Genomic DNA, 15,333 nt, shown 5'->3' with positions numbered 1-15,333 from the left:
CTGTCCCGGGTCCCCGCCGCCTGGGCGGTGCGGTGCTGATCGGTGCGCACCGATTTGGTTGAACAACAAGCTCAGCCGGGTTGATCGCGGTCCCTGCGTGCCGTGCTCACGCCTTCCCGCCGTTGGTGTCCCGGTCGCTGTGGGCGAGGCGCTCGCTCTGGTGGCCTGGCGCGTCGGCTGTGCAGGGCCGGAAGCGGGCGAGGTATGCCGGGCTTGGGCCGCGGCGCTCGGTCAGGTGGAGGCCGGCGGCGTCGGCGAGCCGGTGCAGTCGGCCGAAGGGGATCCAGTGCCGGTCGAAGAACTCGCCGATCACCAGCCGTCCGCCGGGTGCCAACACCCGTACCGCCTCGCGCAGCACCCGATCCGGCTCGGGGATCTCGCCGAGCGCGGTCACGGCGTATACGGCATCGAATGTCTCGTCGGCGTAGGGAAGTTCACGTGCGTCCGAGCGGGTGGGCCTGATCGTCGCCAGGCCGTCGCGCTCGGCGCGGCACATCACCTGGTCGAGCATCTCCTGCTGGATGTCGAGCACATCGAGCCGTCCCGCCGGCCCGAGCTGCGGGGCGACGTGCAGCGACTGCAGGCCCGTGCCCGGGCCGATCTCCAGGATCCGCTCCCCCGGCCGCGGTTGCAGGACGGCGTCCATCCGGTCGGCTGTCAGGAACGGCAACGGCACGTCGAGGAGGCCTCGCTGGGCGTATGGATAGGGCGCCTTGTCGCCCAGCCACCAGGCGGCGGCCAACGCGGCGCCGACGCCGGCGGCGACCGCCCAGCGGGGCGGGATCGGGGCGGCGCGGCCGGTGGTGATGCGGTGCATGGTGTTCTCCTGTTGATTGATGTGGTGCGTGGCGTGTGGCTGTGCGGACGGCGTCACACGTGCCGGCTCAGCGCCCGCAGCCCCAGCCGGCCGCACAGCGCGGCGAGCGGCAGCTCGGCGACGAGCGCCATGGCGGCCGCGGTGGCGAAGTCACCGCCCGGGGCGGCGGTCGTGGTGTCGAGCCAGGCGTCCACCACAAGCAGCGTCGCGGTCGCGGCGGCTGCCAGGGCGTGCCGCCGGTCGCCGCGGGTGGCGAGGAGGCCGGTGGTGATCAGGCCGAGCGCCTCCAGCGCGTCGAGCCCGATCCAGGCGAGCGGCCAGTGCGCCGCGGTCGCGGTGGCCGGCAGGCTGGTGGCCAGCACGTACAGCCACGGCAGCAGGGCGAGGCCGAAGGCGACCAGCAGGCACCCGGCCCGCCGTAGACCCCGCGCCGGGCGCGGCTCCTCCGCCTCTTCGTGGAGCGGGATGACCTCGGCGCGGTCTTCGGCACTGACCAAGGGGTCATCGCATAACACCAGGTGACGCATCGTCTTTTCTCGCTCCCCGCCGGCTTTGCCTTTCATGTGCTCCACCCTGCGCCGCACACCGGGGCGCCGTCAGTCACGCAGGTTTCCGACCCGGGGTGGAGACAAGTGCACCCCTGAACCGGGTGGGAGCGTCATGGCACGGGGTTGGCCTGCGGCTTTACCGTGTGACACATGCAACTCACCACGTGGCTAAGGCTGGTGCTCGGCCGCCCGTTCCGCAGGGCGGGACACCGGACCGCGCTCGTCGCCGCCGGCCTGCCGCTCCACCTCGCCGTGGTGCCGCTGTGGCTCTGGCTGCTCGGCACCCTGGCGGCCTTGGTGCCGGCCCTGACTCCGCTGCCCGTGCTGCTCACGCTCGTGGTGACACCCCTGCTGACCGCCGGGCAGCGGCGGCGCTACCGGGCGCTCGTCGGCAAGGACCTCCCGCGCGGGCGCGCGTCGGCAAGGACCTCCCGCGCCCCGCCGTACCCGGGCCGGGGCGCGACTGGAAGTCGGTGGTGCGCCGGCTGACCTCGCGGACCATGTGGCGGCAGGCCTGCTACCACGCCGCGGCGGGTCCGCTGTTCGCCGTCCTGGACCTCGCCGTCCTCGCCGTCTGGGCCACCGCCCTCGTGGCCGCCTCCGTCTACGTGTGGATCTGGGCACTGCCCCCGCAGTGGCGGGTCACCGACCTCGGGCACACCACGCAGGGCGCGTACATCACCGCCGGCGGCCTCGCCCTGCTGTTCCTCGGGCCCCGGCTGACCGGCGCCCTGGTGCGGCTGGAGACCCGGGCGGCCGAGGTCCTCCTCGGCCCCAGCCGCGCGGAGAAGCTCGCCCGCCGGGTCGCCGACCTCGCCGAGAGCCGGGCCGGCGTGCTCGACGCCGCCGACGCCGAGCGGCGGCGGATCGAGCGCGACCTGCACGACGGCGCCCAGCAGCGTCTCGTCTCACTCGCCGTCAACCTGGGCCTGGCCAGGTCCACCCTCGGCGACCTGCCGGAGGACGCCCGCAAGGTGATCGACGAGGCGCACCGCGAGGCGAAGGAGGCGATCGCCGAGCTGAGCAACCTGGTGCGAGGCCTGCACCCGGCGGTCCTCGAGGACCGCGGCCTCGACGCCGCGCTGTCCGGGGTCGCCGCCCGCCTCCCGATCCCGGTGCGCCTGGCGGTGGACCTGCCGCAGCGCCCCTCACCCACGGTCGAGGCCGTCGCGTACTTCGTGGTCTCCGAAGCCCTGACGAACGTGGTCAAACACGCCCGGGCGACCCGGGCGGACGTGACCGTGGAGCGAACAGGGGAGACACTGCGGGTGGTCGTCGCGGACGACGGAGCGGGCGGCGCGGATCTCGCGGCGGCCGGCGGCACCGGACTCGCCGGACTCGCCAAGCGCGTCGCGTCCGTCGACGGCACGTTCTCCTGCCGCAGCCCCGCCGGGGGCCCGACCGTCATCACCGCGCAGCTGCCGTGCGCTCCGGGATCGCCGTGATCGTCAAGGATTCCCTCTTGCTCCGCATCGGCGGAGTCCCGACGCATCGCGATCTCGTATCGGCGTAATGGTGTGGGCCTCGGCCCGTGTCGAGGGGGAGGTGTCCACGCGCCGGACACCGAGCGCCCTGCGGCCGGACCGGGCGTCCGTGAGGGCCGGTTCCGGCGTGGGGCACACGGGCGGGCCCTGCTGCATGCTGATGAGCCTGGCCGCCGATGGAGTTCACGCTCACCACGGAGCGGTCACGGTGAACGGAGCCCCCGGAGGCGCCGTGGCCGAGGCCGGCCCCCGGGGAATCGACGTGCCGGGTCAGGCCAGCTTCGTGAGCTGGACGTCGATGAGGTCGCCGGGGTACTTCGCGGCGGTGCCGAAGGTGTAGAAGGTGGCCAGCGCATTGCCCTTGCGTATGGCCACCAGGTGGCCGGTCGACTTCTCGCCGTCGCCCAGGTCCATGACCACGGCGTAGTGCACCGCCTCGTCACGGGCCTGGACGGGGGCCGAGCTGACGCTGTCGATCCTGGTCTTGTCACCTTCGTAGGTCACCGTGTAGCCGCCGGCACACGCGGCGCCAGCGGCCTTGACGGACGCGAAGGCGTCCTCGGCGCCCTTGCCGTCGTACGAGGCGACGGTGATCAGGGTCTGGTCCCCGCCGAGCGCCAGCAGGCCCGCCTTGAGCTTGTCCTCGGCGGATGCTCCCGCAGGCAGTTCCTGCGGCTTGGCCTTGGCCGAGGTGCGGCCGAAGCCGGTGGGCGCACCGACCTTCTGCGCCGTCTCGACCTGGGCGAGCGGCTTGCAGGCGGCGTTGTCGACCTCGGCCGGCACCGCGGCGGCGCCGGCCGCTCCCTGGCCCGACACGATCTGCTCCTTGAGATCGGCCTGGGTGACGAGCAGCGCTGCCGTCTCCACGTCCGACTTGCCCTTGGCGGCCGGGGCGGCGGACGGCGCGGCAGCGCTCGCGGACGGCTTCTCCCCGACCTTGTCGCCGGCCTTGCCGTCGCTGCCGCCGGAGCTGCAGGCGGAGGTGAGCAGGGCCAGGGACACGGCGGACGCGGTCAGGACGGTACGACGGACGAGCGTGTTGCGCACGGTGTTTCCCTCATGAGAAGAGCGATGGAACAGCGGCACACCACGCGCCCCATCGGGCCGGCGGTCGGCGGCTGCGGTGATCCACACCGTACGGGACCCCGGGCCCCTGACCTGCGCAGAGTCGGCCTGCCGCGCGCATCGTAATCCTCTCGACACCACACATGCCCGCAATCGAGACCCCCGCCCGTACAACCAGTCGGCCTGGCCTGGCGAGGTCGTACGGGCAGACCTCCCGCTACGCCGTCCCTTGGCTGTGGTCCTCCGCCACCGGCATGACCGGTGCAGACAACAGCGCCTGCAGGCGCTGTTGTCTCAGCGGCTGGTGGGTGCGTTCCAGTCGACCAGTTGGACGATGACGCCATTGGGGTCGCGGACCTGGAAGGCGCGCTCACCCCACTCCTCGTCCGTCAGCGGCATGGTGATCGCGACGCCCTCGGAGCGCAGGCGCGCCAGCTCGCCTTCGAGGTCCTCGACGACGAAGGCCAGGATCAGACCTGCGGCGTGCTCGTCACGCTGGTCTGCCGGGAGGGACTCCAGCCCCCGCCGCAAAAAGATGACGTTCATGCCGGCGTCGTCGCGCGTCAGCGACGCGAAGCCGTCGGCGGCCATCTCCTCGCGGAACCCGAAGTGCTCGACGAGGAAGGCACTGGATGCGGGGACATCGTCGACGTTGAGCGAAACGGCACTAGAGGTGATCTTCATGGAAACTCCTCCGAGGTCGCGCTGAGCATATTCTCTGTACGCCGTACAATGTACAGCGTACAGAGTTCGATTGCGAGAGGATGGCCTCGTGCCAACGGAACGAACCAGCTCGGGCGACCCGGCCCACACCCTGCAACTGCTGTGGCGCGGCTCCTCCCCCGACCGTCGCCGAGGACCACGACGGGGGCTGAGCATCGACGCGGTGGTCGAGGCCGCCAACGCCATCGCCGACGCCGAAGGCCTGGACGCGGTGACCATGCGCCGGGTGGCCAAGGAACTCGGCGTGGTGCCGATGACGCTGTACACCTACGTCCCCGGCAAGGCCGAGCTCCTCGACCTCATGCTCGACACCGCCTACGCCCGCATGCCCCGCACCGACACCACCGGACAGCCCTGGCGCCAACGCGTCACCGCTGTCGCCGAGGAGAACAAGGCCCTCTTCGAACGCCACCCATGGGCCGCGGCCGTCTCCACCGTCAGGCCCCCGCTGGGGCCGGGGCAGATGTCAAAGTACGAGCACGAACTGTCTGCGCTCGACGGGCTCGGCCTCAGCGACGTCGAGATGGATGACTGCCTGACCCACCTGCTCACCTTCGTGCAGGCATGCGCCCGCGCCGTCGCCGACGCCCGCGCCGCACAGCACGACAGCGCCCTGAACGACCAACAATGGTGGGAGCTGAACGCCCCGCTCCTCGCCCGGGTCCTCGACGAGAACGCCTACCCCACTGCCGTCCGCGTCGGCGCGGCCGCCGGCGCCGCACACAACAGCGCCTACGACCCCGCCCACGCCTACTCCTTCGGCCTGCAACGCGTCCTCGACGCCTTCGCCGCCCTCATCGACCGAAGCAGGGACGCGAAGACATCGACCTCACAGCATCGGCACGACGACATTGCCCCGTGAGTCGGAGCACCTCCGGCCGCGTGCTGATGAGCCCGGACAATCGTCGAGTCGACCGCGACGACCCAGTTCACGGCCTCGGTGTTGAGGGCAGTTGGTGTGCCCAGGGTGGGTTCGCGCCGGGGACTGCGCAGGTCCTGGCGGCGACTTCGGCTGCGTAGGCGCATGCGTCGATGGTCTCGTCGATGGTCAGTTCATCCAGGCGTCCGCCAAGTCGTCCGAGGGTGTTGAGGTGGTGGAGGAGTCCCGCGGTGAAGGAGTCCCCCGCGCCGACGGTGTCGACTACGTGGGTGGGTCTGGCGGGTAGGTAGGCGCGGGTGCCGCCGAGGGAGGCGAGGGCGCCGCGGCTTCCGAGGGTGATGACGACGAGGGGTGCGCCGGCGGTGTGCAGGGTGTCGCAGGCCTCTTCCGGGGTGGTGCCGGGGAGCAGGTGGGTGAGGTCGTCCTCGCTGAGGCGGAGGATGTCGGCGAGTTCGCACCAACGGTTGAGGCGTTTTCGGTAGGCGACGGGTTCGACCAACAGCGGCCGGACGTTGGGGTCGAGGGAGACGGTCATGTGCGGGCGGGCCCTGGCGAGGTGTTCTTCGAGGCGCGGGCCGCCCGGTTCCCGCGCGAAGGCGAGTGAGCCGGTGTGCAGGCAGGAGATGCCGTCCAGGGGCACGGCGGACAGTTCGGCGTCGGTCCACTGCCAGTCGGCGGCGCCGTCGGCGAAGAAGGAGTAGGTGGCCTGGCCCATCTCGTCGACGGCCGCGACGGCGAGGGTGCTCGGCTCGCGAGCGGGTATGCAGGCGGACAGGTCTACGCCGGAGTGGGTGAGCCGTGCGCGGAAGAGGTCGCCGAACAGGTCGTGGGACAGCCGGGCGAAGAAGCGGGTGGGGGTGCCGAGCCGGGCGAGGGAGACTGCGGTGTTGGCGGGGCCGCCGCCGGGCAGTACCCGCAGGTCGAGGCCGGTGGGCGGGGTCTCCGTACGAGGGCGGGGGGATGTGATGGTGAAGGCATCGGCAACGCACTCGCCCAGGACGGCAACAGTCGGGCGGGAGGGGTACGGGGGCATGGGGTGCCGGCTTTCTTTCTGCGGTGTGGGCACGCTCAGCCCTTGACGGCGGAGCTGGCGACGCCCTGGACGAACCAGCGCTGGAAGAAGGCGAAGACGATCAGCACGGGCAGGACCAGAAGGACGCCGAAGGCGAGGACCTGGCCCCAGTCGACGGGCATCTGGCCCTGGAAGACGCTCATCTGCAGCGGCAGGGGGCGTACGGCGGGATCGGAGACCATCAGGACGGGCCAGAGGAAAGAGCCCCACTGGGTGAGGAAGGTCAGGATCGCCACGGACGCGAAGACCGGCTTCGACATCGGGACGATGATCGCGAAGAAGGTGCGCCAGGGGCCGGCACCGTCGATGCGGGCGGCTTCTTCGATGCTGGGCGGGATGGCGCGGAAGAACATGGCGAACTGGTAGATGGAGAAGGCGTTGGCGATGAAGGGGACGGCCTGGACGTAGATGGTGTTGCGCTGGTCGTTGAACATGTAGAACAGCGGGACGGCGACGGCTTCGAACGGCACCAGCATCAGCAGCAGGACGACGGCGAAGACCGCGCCCTGCCCACGCCACTTCAGCCGGGTCAGACCATAGGCGGCCATGGAGTTGACGATCAGACCGCCCAGGACCACGACCGTGGACAGCAGCAGTGAGATGCCCATGAAGCGCCAGAAGTAGCCGGTGGCGTCGGAGTCGAAGCTGCTGAGGACGGCGCGATAGTTGTCGAAGGACAGATGGGTGGGCAGGAAGCCGGTCAGACCGCTCAGGACCTGGTCGGAGGGCTTGAAGCTGCCGAGGATCAGGTAGAGGACCGGCAGGACGAAGATGAACGCCGGCACGCTGAGGACGGCGTAGTCCAGGAAGCGGCGCAGGGGTGTGCGGGTCATGGTCAGTCCTCGTTGCCGGTGCGGACGACGCGGCGCTGGATGAGGGTCAGGACGACGACGATCAGGAAGAAGACGACGGTGATCGCGGAAGCCTGGCCGATGTTGTGCTGGTCGAAGGCGGTGGTGACGGCTTGGTACATCACCGTCCGGGTGGCGTCCTCATCGAGTCCGCCGCCCTTGACGAGGACGTAGACCTGGTCGAAGACACGGAAGGACAGCACCGAGGTGAGCATGGCGACGAAGACGAGGGTTCCGCGGATGCCGGGGAGGGTGACGTGCCGGAACTGCTGCCAGGGGGAGGCACGGTCGAGTTCGGCGGCCTCGTAGAGCTCGCCGGGGATCTGCTGGAGGCCGGCGAGCAGGATGACCATCTGGAAGCCTACGCCCTGCCACACGGACAGCACGATGATCGAGGCCATCGCGGTGAGTCCGTTGCCGAGCCAGTCGAAGGCCCCCCAGTTGCCGAAACTTACCGTGTGGAGGGCGGAGTTCAGCAGTCCGTCACCGCTGCGGGCGAGGATGAGCCGCCAGATGACGGCGACCAGGGCCATGGGGAAGACGACGGGCAGGAAGAACAGGGACCGGAAGACGCCGATTGCCTTGAGCTTCCGGTTGAGCAGGATCGCCAGGCCCAGGGCGAGGGCGGTCTGCAGGGGTACGACGACCACGGCGAAGGTCAGGTTGTTCACCAGGGCCCGCAGGAAGGGGCCGGACATGTCGGGGTCGGTGAAGATCCGCCGGTACTGCTCGATGCCGAAGAAGCGGGGCGGGAGCGGGGAGCCGAGCCGCACGTTGTAGAAGGACAGCACGACGGCGTAGACGAACGGCACTCCGACGAAGGCGATCAGTCCGCCGAGGGCGGGTGCGGACATGAGCAGTCCGTGCAGTCGTTCGCGGTTGGGGCGCCGGGGCCGTTGGGGTATGCCGGAGGGCGCCGGTGGGCTGGGCTTGCGCCCGTCCGGTATGACGGGGGCGGGGTTCACGGTGGTCACGGTGGAGGTCCTCTTCCGGGCCGGGAGGGACGGGCGCTGTCAGAGTGGGTCCGTCTCTCCCGGCCGCTGGCTGCCGGCTACTGCAGCTTGTAGCCGTCGTTGTCCGAGAAGTCCTGGTCGATGGCGCGGGCGGCTTTGGCCAGGGCGGAATTCGGGTCGGCGCCGCCGTATACGTCGCTCAGCGCCTGGCTGAATTCGGCGGTGACCGTGGGGTATCCGGGCGTGATGCGCCGGGTCACGGCGACGCAGGACTTGTCGATCCGGCTGTCACCGCAGGGTTTGGCGAGCTGGTCGGCGAAGAGCTGGAGCGGGCCGCCCTGCCTGTACAGGCTGCTCTGGGCGAGCGCGGACCGGGTGCCGGGAGGGGCACCGTTGGCCGTGGTCATCGCGGTGACATTGGTGTCGTCGAGGAGGGAGTCGAGGAAGGCGCCGGCGGCCCTGCCGTTCTTGGTGTGGGCGCCGATACCCCATTCCCATGAGCCCTGGCCGGTCTTGGGGCCGTTGCCGAAGTCCGGCAGGGGCAGGACGACGAGGTCCTTGTCGAGGGCCTTGCTGTAGGCGGGGTACATCCAGTGGCCCACCCAGCTCAGGGCGACGCGGCCGTTGGCGAAGGCGTTGCCGTCGGTGTTGGGGTCGGTGTACGTCTTCCAGGACTGGAACGTCTTCAGCGCCGATGCGACGGATGGGGTGTCCAGGGCGCCTTCGGCCTTGTCGTCCTTCAGCAGAGAGCCGCCGGCCGACCAGGCGATGGGAGCGAAGCCGTAGGTGCCCCACTCGTTGGCGTATCCGCCGCTCTCCTGGAGGTCCAGGCTCTTGCCGTCGGAGTCTTGGGCGGCCAGCTTCTTCACGGCGTCGGTGAACTCCGCGGCGGTCCAGGCGTCGGACAGTCCGGTGGGGTACTTGACCCCGGCCGCGTCCAGCAGCTTCTTGTTGCCGTAAATGCCCAGCCCTGAGTCGTACATGCCCAGGCCGTACTGCTTGCCGTTGATCTCGCCCTCGGCCTTGATGGCGTCGGTGGCGTTCGCCAGGGTCTTGGCGGAGACATAGCTGTCGATCGCGGCGAGCTTCTTGTTGTAGACGAAGTTCGCCATGGTGGGACCGTCGAACTCCATCACGTCCGGGAGCTTGGAGGCGTCGGTGGCGGTGATGGTCTTGGTGTAGTCGGTGTCGGGGATCAGGGTCAGCTTGGCCGTGACCTTCTGCTGTGAGGAGTTGAAGGTTTTCACCGCGGTCTGCAGGGCGGCGGCCTCGTTGGCCTGGCCCTGGTGGGCCCAGACGGTGATGGTGCCCGTACCGCTGCCCTGCTCGGCGGAGGTGTCGGTGCCGCCGCCGGCGCCGCAGGCGGCCAGCGCGGCCAGGGGCAGGGCCAGGGCGAGGGCCGTGGCCGCCGTGCGGCGGGATCTTGTGGTGCCGGGGTCCATGCTGGGTGCCTCCGATGTGTGGTGCGGGTGAGAGCGGGTGGTGCGGAGGTGGGGGGATCCGGGCTCGGCACGCGCCTTACGACGCGGGCGATGACTCCGTCAGGGGGACCTGGCCGTGCAGGTCGGTGTCGGCGCTCGGCTCCTTGACCGTGAGGGGCAGCAGTTGCCAGGCCTCGACGGTGTAGCTGAGGTGCGTGTCCGGCGCGGTACGGGCCTCAAGGCGCCAGGGCCCTTCGCCCGTCGGGTAGAAGCGCAGGGTGAGCACCTGGCCGGTGGTGGTCAGGAAGACTTCGGCGATCGAATGGTCGACGACCAGCCGCAGCTCGACCGGCTGCCCCGTGGGACAGGGCATGCGGTAGGAACCGCCGCGGGCGCGGCCGCCCAGCGAGGCGTGGTCGCGGTCGACGACGAGTTCGCCGGCGGTGGCGTCGAGGCGGATCTCGAGGTACTCGGTGGCGTCCGGGTTGGTGAGCAGCCGCAGGCTCGCCGCCCCGGTCGTCTCCAGCTGGGCCGTCAGGTCGAAGACGTGGCCCACGCCGCCCAGCTCCACGGGCTGCGGGCCATGACTGACGCCTTTCGCGTGGAGTGCCTGCTCGCCGCGCAGGGAGTGGAGTTCGGCGGCGGGCCGCTGGCGCAGTGTGCCCTCAGCGCTGATGGAGATCTCGCGCGGCAGGGTCAGGGCGCCGGCCCATCCGCCGGCGACCGCCCAGCTTTCTTCGCGGGCCTCTGCGGACCAGCCCCACAGCAGCCATCGGCCGTCCGGTGCGCGCAGGAGGGCGGGCGCGTAGCAGTCCGGGCCGTGGTCGACGAGCACCGGCGTGCCGGCCTCGAAGACGTTGCCGTGTTCCTCGCCGATCAGGGCTGTGACGCAGCGGTCGCCGTCGTGGCTGTTCCAGGCGCTGAAGATCAGGACCCCGGGTTGCCCGGACTGCGGCGGCAGATACTGGGGGCACTCCCAGCCCTCGCCGGTGTGCAGGCCGGTGGTGCCGACCGGCTCCTGCGGGCGGGCCTCGAAGGGGCCCAGGTAGGTCCAGGTCTCCAGGTCCGCCGACTCGTACAGCAGGGCCGCGCCCCGGCCGTCCACGAGGGCGGCGCCGACCAGCATCCGCCACCGCTCGCCGTCCAGCCACACGTACGGGTCGCGGTACATCGTGCAGTCCTCGGGCCATCCGGGGATGACCAGGTCGCCCCGCGGGGCGAACGTCCGGCCGCCGTCGCGGGAGATGGCCGCGGTGACCGGCTGGTGCTGGGGTGAACGGTCCCAGCGGTTCGCGGAGTAGAAGGCGACCAGCCGGTCCCTGTCGGACACGGCGTTGCCCGAGAAGCAGCCGTCGGCATCCACGCCACCCGGAGCCGGGGACAGGGCGATCGGCAGCGGCTCCCAGGTCAGCAGGTCGGGGCTGCGAAAGTGGCCCCAGTGCATGTTCGCGTGCGTCGCACCAGAGGGGTTGTATTGGTAGAAGACGTGGTAGTGGCCGTCATGGAAGACGAGGCCGTTGGGGTCGTTGATCCAGTTCCGGGGCGGGCGCAGATGCGCGACGGGCCGGTACGGATCGCAGGGCGCGGTGGGCACACGCGGGCCTTTCGGTATGTGCGGCAGGCAGAGCATGCGAGGACGGTCGTCACCGGAACCGGCCGGCCGGCCGGCCGGCCACGATCTCCTCGTGGAACTCGGGGAAGACGCCTTCCCTCAGCGCCCGCTGCCGGCCCTCCTGACATGGCGAGGGAAGCCGGGGCGACGTGATTTCGGCGGCGAGGCGTGGGAAGGCTGTCTGAAGCGCCGGCGCAGGGGTGGCGGGAAGGACGCGGCTCAGTACTCCGAGACGCTGTCGGATGTCAGGCGGGAATGCCGCGTCGACCGCTCATTGAAAATCTCAGGGGACATCTGTGTACCCTCACTGTGTTCCATGTAACTGACAGGACCGACGACCGGTTGCGACGGTCGCCTGTCACGGTGTTGCTTCGCCGTCCCGGGGTCAGAGTCGGGACGGCGAAGCGACCGATGCCCGCGCCACCAGCGGACAAGGCAGCAATTCGTTCATGCCCGGGCCCGGTGGCCGGCCCGGAGACTTGGTGAGTGCGAGCAGCTGGGCCACGGCCCGTGCCCCCATCTCGTAGTGCGGGAGCTGAACCGTGCTCAGCTGCGGGTGGACCGACTCGCAGACCAGCTCCTGGTTGTCGAACCCGATGACCGACAGATCACCGGGGATGGTCAGCCCCAACTCGGCGGCGGCCCGGTAAGCACCGGCGGCCATCCGGTCGTTGAAGCAGAACAACGCCGTGGGGCGCCGTTCCGTCGTCAACAGGCGCCGCGCGGCCCGGTAGCCCGCCTCCACGTCACCGCCGACCGTGTTGAACGGCACGGCCGTCTCCGCGGCGACCAGCGACGGGTCGTAGACGACCCCGACCTCGGCCAGCGCCCTGCGGTAGCCCTCCAGGCGGCCCTGACGGGCGGGAAGGTCGACGGTCTGCACGATCATGCCGATCCGGCGGTGGCCGTGATCGGTCAGCTCGCGTACCGCCGCATAACCGCCCTGGACCTCATCGGGCACCACGGAGGGGACGGCGGGATCGGCCGACCCCGCGTCGAGCAGTACGGTCGGCGTCGCGCGCAGAGCGTCCGGCAGTTCCACGGTGCGGTGATACATCGCCGCGTACAGCACACCGTCCACCCGGCGCTGAAGCAGCATGTCGATGCTCGCGCGCTCCAGTTCGGCGTCGCCGCTGGTGTTGACCAGCAGCAGCACCAGGCCCTCGGCTGCGGCCGCCTCCTGTGCACCCAGGATCATCCTGCCCGCGTGGGGGGTGGTGGCGATCTCGTCGCTGACGAAGCCGATGGTCTGCGACCGCTGCATCCTCAGCCCGCGGGCCAGCCCGTTCGGCGCGTATCCGAGCTCGCCGGCGGCCTTCCAGACGCGCTGACGCGTCTCTTCGCTGATTCGCTTGCCCTCGACCCGGTTCAGGACGTGCGACACGGTCGCGGTCGACACACCTGCCGCCGCAGCTACGTCCTTGATCCCGATCCGGCGCGCCATTGCCCCTGCCCCTGCACAAAGTGGTCGATTCCGGTTTGCCTAAACGTTTAGGCACCGTGTGGAGATGAGGTTGCCCTCTCGCCGAAGCCAATGTCAATGGCTCGTTACGAACTCGTGGAAGTCGGTTGCGGCGCCATTTCGGCCCGAGGTCGCGCCGCGCTCGCGAAGCGTGCGGGGCGGCATGAGCCGGCCGCGAGTCTTCGGCCGATCGCGGTTGCGGCCGCGAAGACCGCATCCGGGCGGACTGCGGCCGCCCTCCAGCCGGGCGTACAGGCCCTGGCCCAGTACCTCGCCCGGGTAGGCGGCGCTCCGGGGCGCTCCCACGTCGAGCGCCTCCCGGCCGAGGTGAACCGTGCGCAGGCGCGGGAGGCCGCCCGCGCTGTCCTGGCCGAACACGGCGGGGCACCGGTCCTGGTCGACGATGTGCTGACGGTGGTGAGCGAGCTCGTCTCCAGCGCGCTGCGGCACGGGGAAGGCCTCACCGGCCTGCGGGTCACCGTCTCGGCCGGGCAGGTCATCGTCGAGGTGTCCGACCGCTCCACGCTCCGGCCCCACCTGAGGCCGCCCTTCCCTCACATGTCCGGCGGCAAAACCATCGTCGCCCCCTCCCCCTCCGTCCGGCCCGCTGACGGACACCGGCGGTGCGGCCCTGCCGGGACGCAAATCCGCGTCGGGTGCGGTGGGAGGGTGACGCCGGGCTGCCGTCCGGGGCGTCGGCGCGCGGCGTGGGCACATGCGGCCCACGATGGCCCGGTACCCGCTCGGCCGATCTGGAGCACCCCATGCTGGAACGCACCCTGCGCAAGACCCACACCGAGGTCACCTTCATCCTGCCCGCCGACACGCCCCCCGGCCCGGTCAGCGTCGTGGGCGACTTCAACGACTGGCAGCCCGGCACCCACACCCTCGCACTCCGCAAAGACGGCAAACGCGCCGTGACCGTGAAACTGCCGGGCGAGAACACCTACGCCTTCCGGTACCTGGCCGCCGGCGACTACTGGTTCAACGACGAGAGCGCCGGCGACCACGACGGCCCCAACAGCCGCCTCCACACCTGACGCACTCACCGGCCGCCGCGCACTCCCCAGCCGATTCGCCGCCCTTTCCGGCCGGGCCTGCGCGCCGCCGGGCCGGAGGCCGCCGCCTTGGCGCGGCCCCGGCCCGGCGGCAGGGGTGGGGTGGGGGTCAGACCTGGCCGCGCCACTGGCCGGTCGGGGCGCCTCGGTCTTCGATGAAGTGCTTGAACCGCTTCAGGTCGCCCTTGACCTGCCGGTCGACGAAGCCGAACTTGTCCGCGATGTTCTCCGCCATCCCGTCGGGATCGAAGTCCATCATGAACGTCACCTCGGTATGGGCGGGGTCGATGGGGCGGAACGTCACCAGCCCTGACTGTTCCGTCTCACCGCCGACCGTCACCCAGGCGATCTTCGTGTCCGGGACCTGCTCGGTGATCTCCGCGTCGAACTCCCGTTTCACACCCGCGATCTTCGTCACCCAGTGGGTGAGGGTGTCCGTCCGCTGCTCGATCCGCTCCACACCGTCCATGAACTGCGGGAACGACTCGAACTGCGTCCACTGGTCGTAGGCGGCACGGACCGGGACGTCGACCTCGATGGACTCCTTGACCTGCGACATACCGATTTCCTCCTGGCGTCGGATACCTCTGCGGCCGAGGCGGCCTCTGACGCCGGCCCGCCCCGGCACGGGGACTCCTCACATATGCCCCCCGCCACCGCAGCTGCCCCACGAGCGGCGGTGCACGCCCCGAACGAGCTGACTTTCACCACCGGCCAGCCCAGTCCGCCCGTCCGTCCGGCCGCCCGTCCGGCCAAGAGCCCTCCGCAATCGCGCATCGGCCGGCGACCGGCGGGCACAAGCGCGCCATGTTGTTCTCCTTCCTCACCCTGCTGCCCCTCGCCCTCGCGGTCGTCCTGACGACTGCCGACATCTCCGACGGCCAGGGCCGCCACCGCAGCGTCCGCCCACCGCGCCCGAATTCTTCGCCACCGCACCGGGACACTTGACCAACCGACGCTGTGCGCTCCCGTCACCGCGGCGAAGAGTCCGGCCCCGGACCTTCATGAACCTTCCTGCTCGGGCTCGATACGCGGGCCATCGATGTGACGGTCAGTGGTCCCAGCGGGGTCTCGCCGAGCGTGGTGAAGCCGAAGTGGCGGTACAGGGGGACGTTCGCCGGGTCCGCCGTGGTCAGGTGGACTGCTCCCGGCGTCGTCGTCAGGACGTGGTCCAGGAGGGTGCGGCCCGCTCCACGGCCGGTGAGGTCCGGGCGGACTCCGACGAACTCCAGGGTCCAGGCCCCCGCGGGGGCCCCGCCTTCGGTGGCGTCCAGATGGCGCAGGGTCCTGCCTAGGGCGCGCGGCCCGCTGCCCAGCAGGGTCCGGGCCGCCCAGAGCACGCGGGCGCCGGCGGGCGGGGTCGCGCCCGGCGGGGTCAGGACGGCTG

Annotated in this window: 16 protein-coding genes and 1 pseudogene; 4 read left to right on the top strand and 13 right to left on the bottom strand. The window is 70.8% G+C overall.

Translation table 11 applies throughout. From position 1 onward, the window contains the following. Window positions 1–106: 106 nt before the first annotated feature. Both VR44_RS16095 and VR44_RS16090 read right to left on the bottom strand, forming a co-directional pair. A complete protein-coding gene (locus VR44_RS16095) occupies window positions 107–817 on the bottom strand; it encodes a class I SAM-dependent methyltransferase (RefSeq protein ID WP_045948183.1) in 711 nt (236 codons plus the stop codon). A gap of 53 nt (window positions 818–870) precedes the next feature. Next, the gene (locus VR44_RS16090) at window positions 871–1,314 is read right to left on the bottom strand and encodes a hypothetical protein (protein WP_245691859.1); all 444 of its coding nucleotides are present in this window, start codon (window positions 1,312–1,314) and stop codon (window positions 871–873) included. Between the two features lie 201 nt (window positions 1,315–1,515). Here VR44_RS16090 and VR44_RS16085 point away from each other — a divergent pair. Continuing rightward, a pseudogene (locus VR44_RS16085) lies at window positions 1,516–2,810 on the top strand (sensor histidine kinase). Window positions 2,811–3,119: 309 nt separating this feature from the next. Here the strand turns inward: VR44_RS16085 and VR44_RS16080 are convergent. Further along, window positions 3,120–3,896, bottom strand: coding sequence for a hypothetical protein (locus VR44_RS16080; protein WP_052713631.1), 777 nt, complete (start codon window positions 3,894–3,896; stop codon window positions 3,120–3,122). 312 nt (window positions 3,897–4,208) lie between these two features. Continuing rightward, the gene (locus tag VR44_RS16075) at window positions 4,209–4,598 is read right to left on the bottom strand and encodes a VOC family protein (protein ID WP_045948181.1); all 390 of its coding nucleotides are present in this window, start codon (window positions 4,596–4,598) and stop codon (window positions 4,209–4,211) included. 88 nt (window positions 4,599–4,686) lie between these two features. Between VR44_RS16075 and VR44_RS16070 the strand changes: the two genes are divergently transcribed. Beyond that, on the top strand, window positions 4,687–5,499 hold the full coding sequence (locus VR44_RS16070; protein WP_045948180.1) for a TetR/AcrR family transcriptional regulator: 813 nt from the start codon (window positions 4,687–4,689) through the stop codon (window positions 5,497–5,499). 67 nt (window positions 5,500–5,566) lie between these two features. On the opposite strand, the gene VR44_RS16065 is transcribed toward VR44_RS16070, so the two are convergent. The 7 genes from VR44_RS16065 to VR44_RS16035 all read right to left on the bottom strand — a co-directional run bounded on the left by VR44_RS16065 (window position 5,567) and on the right by VR44_RS16035 (window position 13,425). Beyond that, entirely contained in the window at window positions 5,567–6,550 is a 984-nt protein-coding gene (locus VR44_RS16065; RefSeq protein ID WP_045948179.1) for a carbohydrate kinase family protein, read from the bottom strand. Between the two features lie 35 nt (window positions 6,551–6,585). Further along, window positions 6,586–7,422: a carbohydrate ABC transporter permease gene (locus VR44_RS16060; RefSeq protein ID WP_094191689.1), complete on the bottom strand. Its 837-nt coding sequence runs from the start codon at window positions 7,420–7,422 to the stop codon at window positions 6,586–6,588. 2 nt (window positions 7,423–7,424) lie between these two features. Further along, complete coding sequence (locus VR44_RS16055; RefSeq protein ID WP_045948177.1) at window positions 7,425–8,414, bottom strand: carbohydrate ABC transporter permease; 990 nt, start codon at window positions 8,412–8,414, stop codon at window positions 7,425–7,427. A gap of 77 nt (window positions 8,415–8,491) precedes the next feature. Next, window positions 8,492–9,835: an ABC transporter substrate-binding protein gene (locus VR44_RS16050; protein WP_045948176.1), complete on the bottom strand. Its 1,344-nt coding sequence runs from the start codon at window positions 9,833–9,835 to the stop codon at window positions 8,492–8,494. Window positions 9,836–9,911: 76 nt separating this feature from the next. Then, window positions 9,912–11,408, bottom strand: a complete 1,497-nt coding sequence (locus VR44_RS16045; protein WP_045948175.1) for a glycoside hydrolase family 32 protein — start codon at window positions 11,406–11,408, stop codon at window positions 9,912–9,914. Between the two features lie 403 nt (window positions 11,409–11,811). Next, window positions 11,812–12,870: a LacI family DNA-binding transcriptional regulator gene (locus tag VR44_RS16040; RefSeq protein WP_045948174.1), complete on the bottom strand. Its 1,059-nt coding sequence runs from the start codon at window positions 12,868–12,870 to the stop codon at window positions 11,812–11,814. Window positions 12,871–12,963: 93 nt separating this feature from the next. Next, window positions 12,964–13,425 carry a hypothetical protein gene (locus VR44_RS16035; protein ID WP_045948173.1) on the bottom strand — a complete coding sequence of 154 codons (462 nt, stop codon included), beginning with the start codon at window positions 13,423–13,425 and terminating at the stop codon, window positions 12,964–12,966. Window positions 13,426–13,652: 227 nt separating this feature from the next. Here VR44_RS16035 and VR44_RS16030 point away from each other — a divergent pair, with 227 nt between their 5' ends. Beyond that, window positions 13,653–13,928 carry an isoamylase early set domain-containing protein gene (locus VR44_RS16030; protein ID WP_045948172.1) on the top strand — a complete coding sequence of 92 codons (276 nt, stop codon included), beginning with the start codon at window positions 13,653–13,655 and terminating at the stop codon, window positions 13,926–13,928. 127 nt (window positions 13,929–14,055) lie between these two features. Here the strand turns inward: VR44_RS16030 and VR44_RS16025 are convergent, their stop codons facing one another. Next, on the bottom strand, window positions 14,056–14,505 hold the full coding sequence (locus tag VR44_RS16025; RefSeq protein ID WP_045948171.1) for an SRPBCC family protein: 450 nt from the start codon (window positions 14,503–14,505) through the stop codon (window positions 14,056–14,058). 248 nt (window positions 14,506–14,753) lie between these two features. Here VR44_RS16025 and VR44_RS45020 point away from each other — a divergent pair, with 248 nt between their 5' ends. Next, entirely contained in the window at window positions 14,754–14,894 is a 141-nt protein-coding gene (locus VR44_RS45020; protein WP_157880318.1) for a hypothetical protein, read from the top strand. A 23-nt stretch (window positions 14,895–14,917) separates the two neighbouring features. On the opposite strand, the gene VR44_RS41245 is transcribed toward VR44_RS45020, so the two are convergent. Beyond that, on the bottom strand, window positions 14,918–15,333 hold a 416-nt coding region (locus tag VR44_RS41245; RefSeq protein WP_157880317.1), incomplete at its 5' end, for a GNAT family N-acetyltransferase.

The sequence above is a fragment of the Streptomyces katrae genome (assembly GCF_000966975.1).
Classification (GTDB): Bacteria; Actinomycetota; Actinomycetes; order Streptomycetales; family Streptomycetaceae; genus Streptomyces; species Streptomyces katrae.
Note: the sequence above shows the minus strand (reverse complement) of the source record. Positions and strands in the feature narration are given on the sequence as shown.

Coding starts and splice junctions, on each gene's coding strand:
- VR44_RS16095 (WP_045948183.1), bottom strand. CDS start 817: ATGCACCGCATCACCACCGGCCGCGCCGCCCCGATCCCGCCCCGCTGG.
- VR44_RS16075 (WP_045948181.1), bottom strand. CDS start 4,598: ATGAAGATCACCTCTAGTGCCGTTTCGCTCAACGTCGACGATGTCCCC.
- VR44_RS16065 (WP_045948179.1), bottom strand. CDS start 6,550: ATGCCCCCGTACCCCTCCCGCCCGACTGTTGCCGTCCTGGGCGAGTGC.
- VR44_RS16060 (WP_094191689.1), bottom strand. CDS start 7,422: ATGACCCGCACACCCCTGCGCCGCTTCCTGGACTACGCCGTCCTCAGC.
- VR44_RS16050 (WP_045948176.1), bottom strand. CDS start 9,835: ATGGACCCCGGCACCACAAGATCCCGCCGCACGGCGGCCACGGCCCTC.
- VR44_RS16040 (WP_045948174.1), bottom strand. CDS start 12,870: ATGGCGCGCCGGATCGGGATCAAGGACGTAGCTGCGGCGGCAGGTGTG.
- VR44_RS16030 (WP_045948172.1), top strand. CDS start 13,653: ATGCTGGAACGCACCCTGCGCAAGACCCACACCGAGGTCACCTTCATC.
- VR44_RS16025 (WP_045948171.1), bottom strand. CDS start 14,505: ATGTCGCAGGTCAAGGAGTCCATCGAGGTCGACGTCCCGGTCCGTGCC.
- VR44_RS45020 (WP_157880318.1), top strand. CDS start 14,754: ATGTTGTTCTCCTTCCTCACCCTGCTGCCCCTCGCCCTCGCGGTCGTC.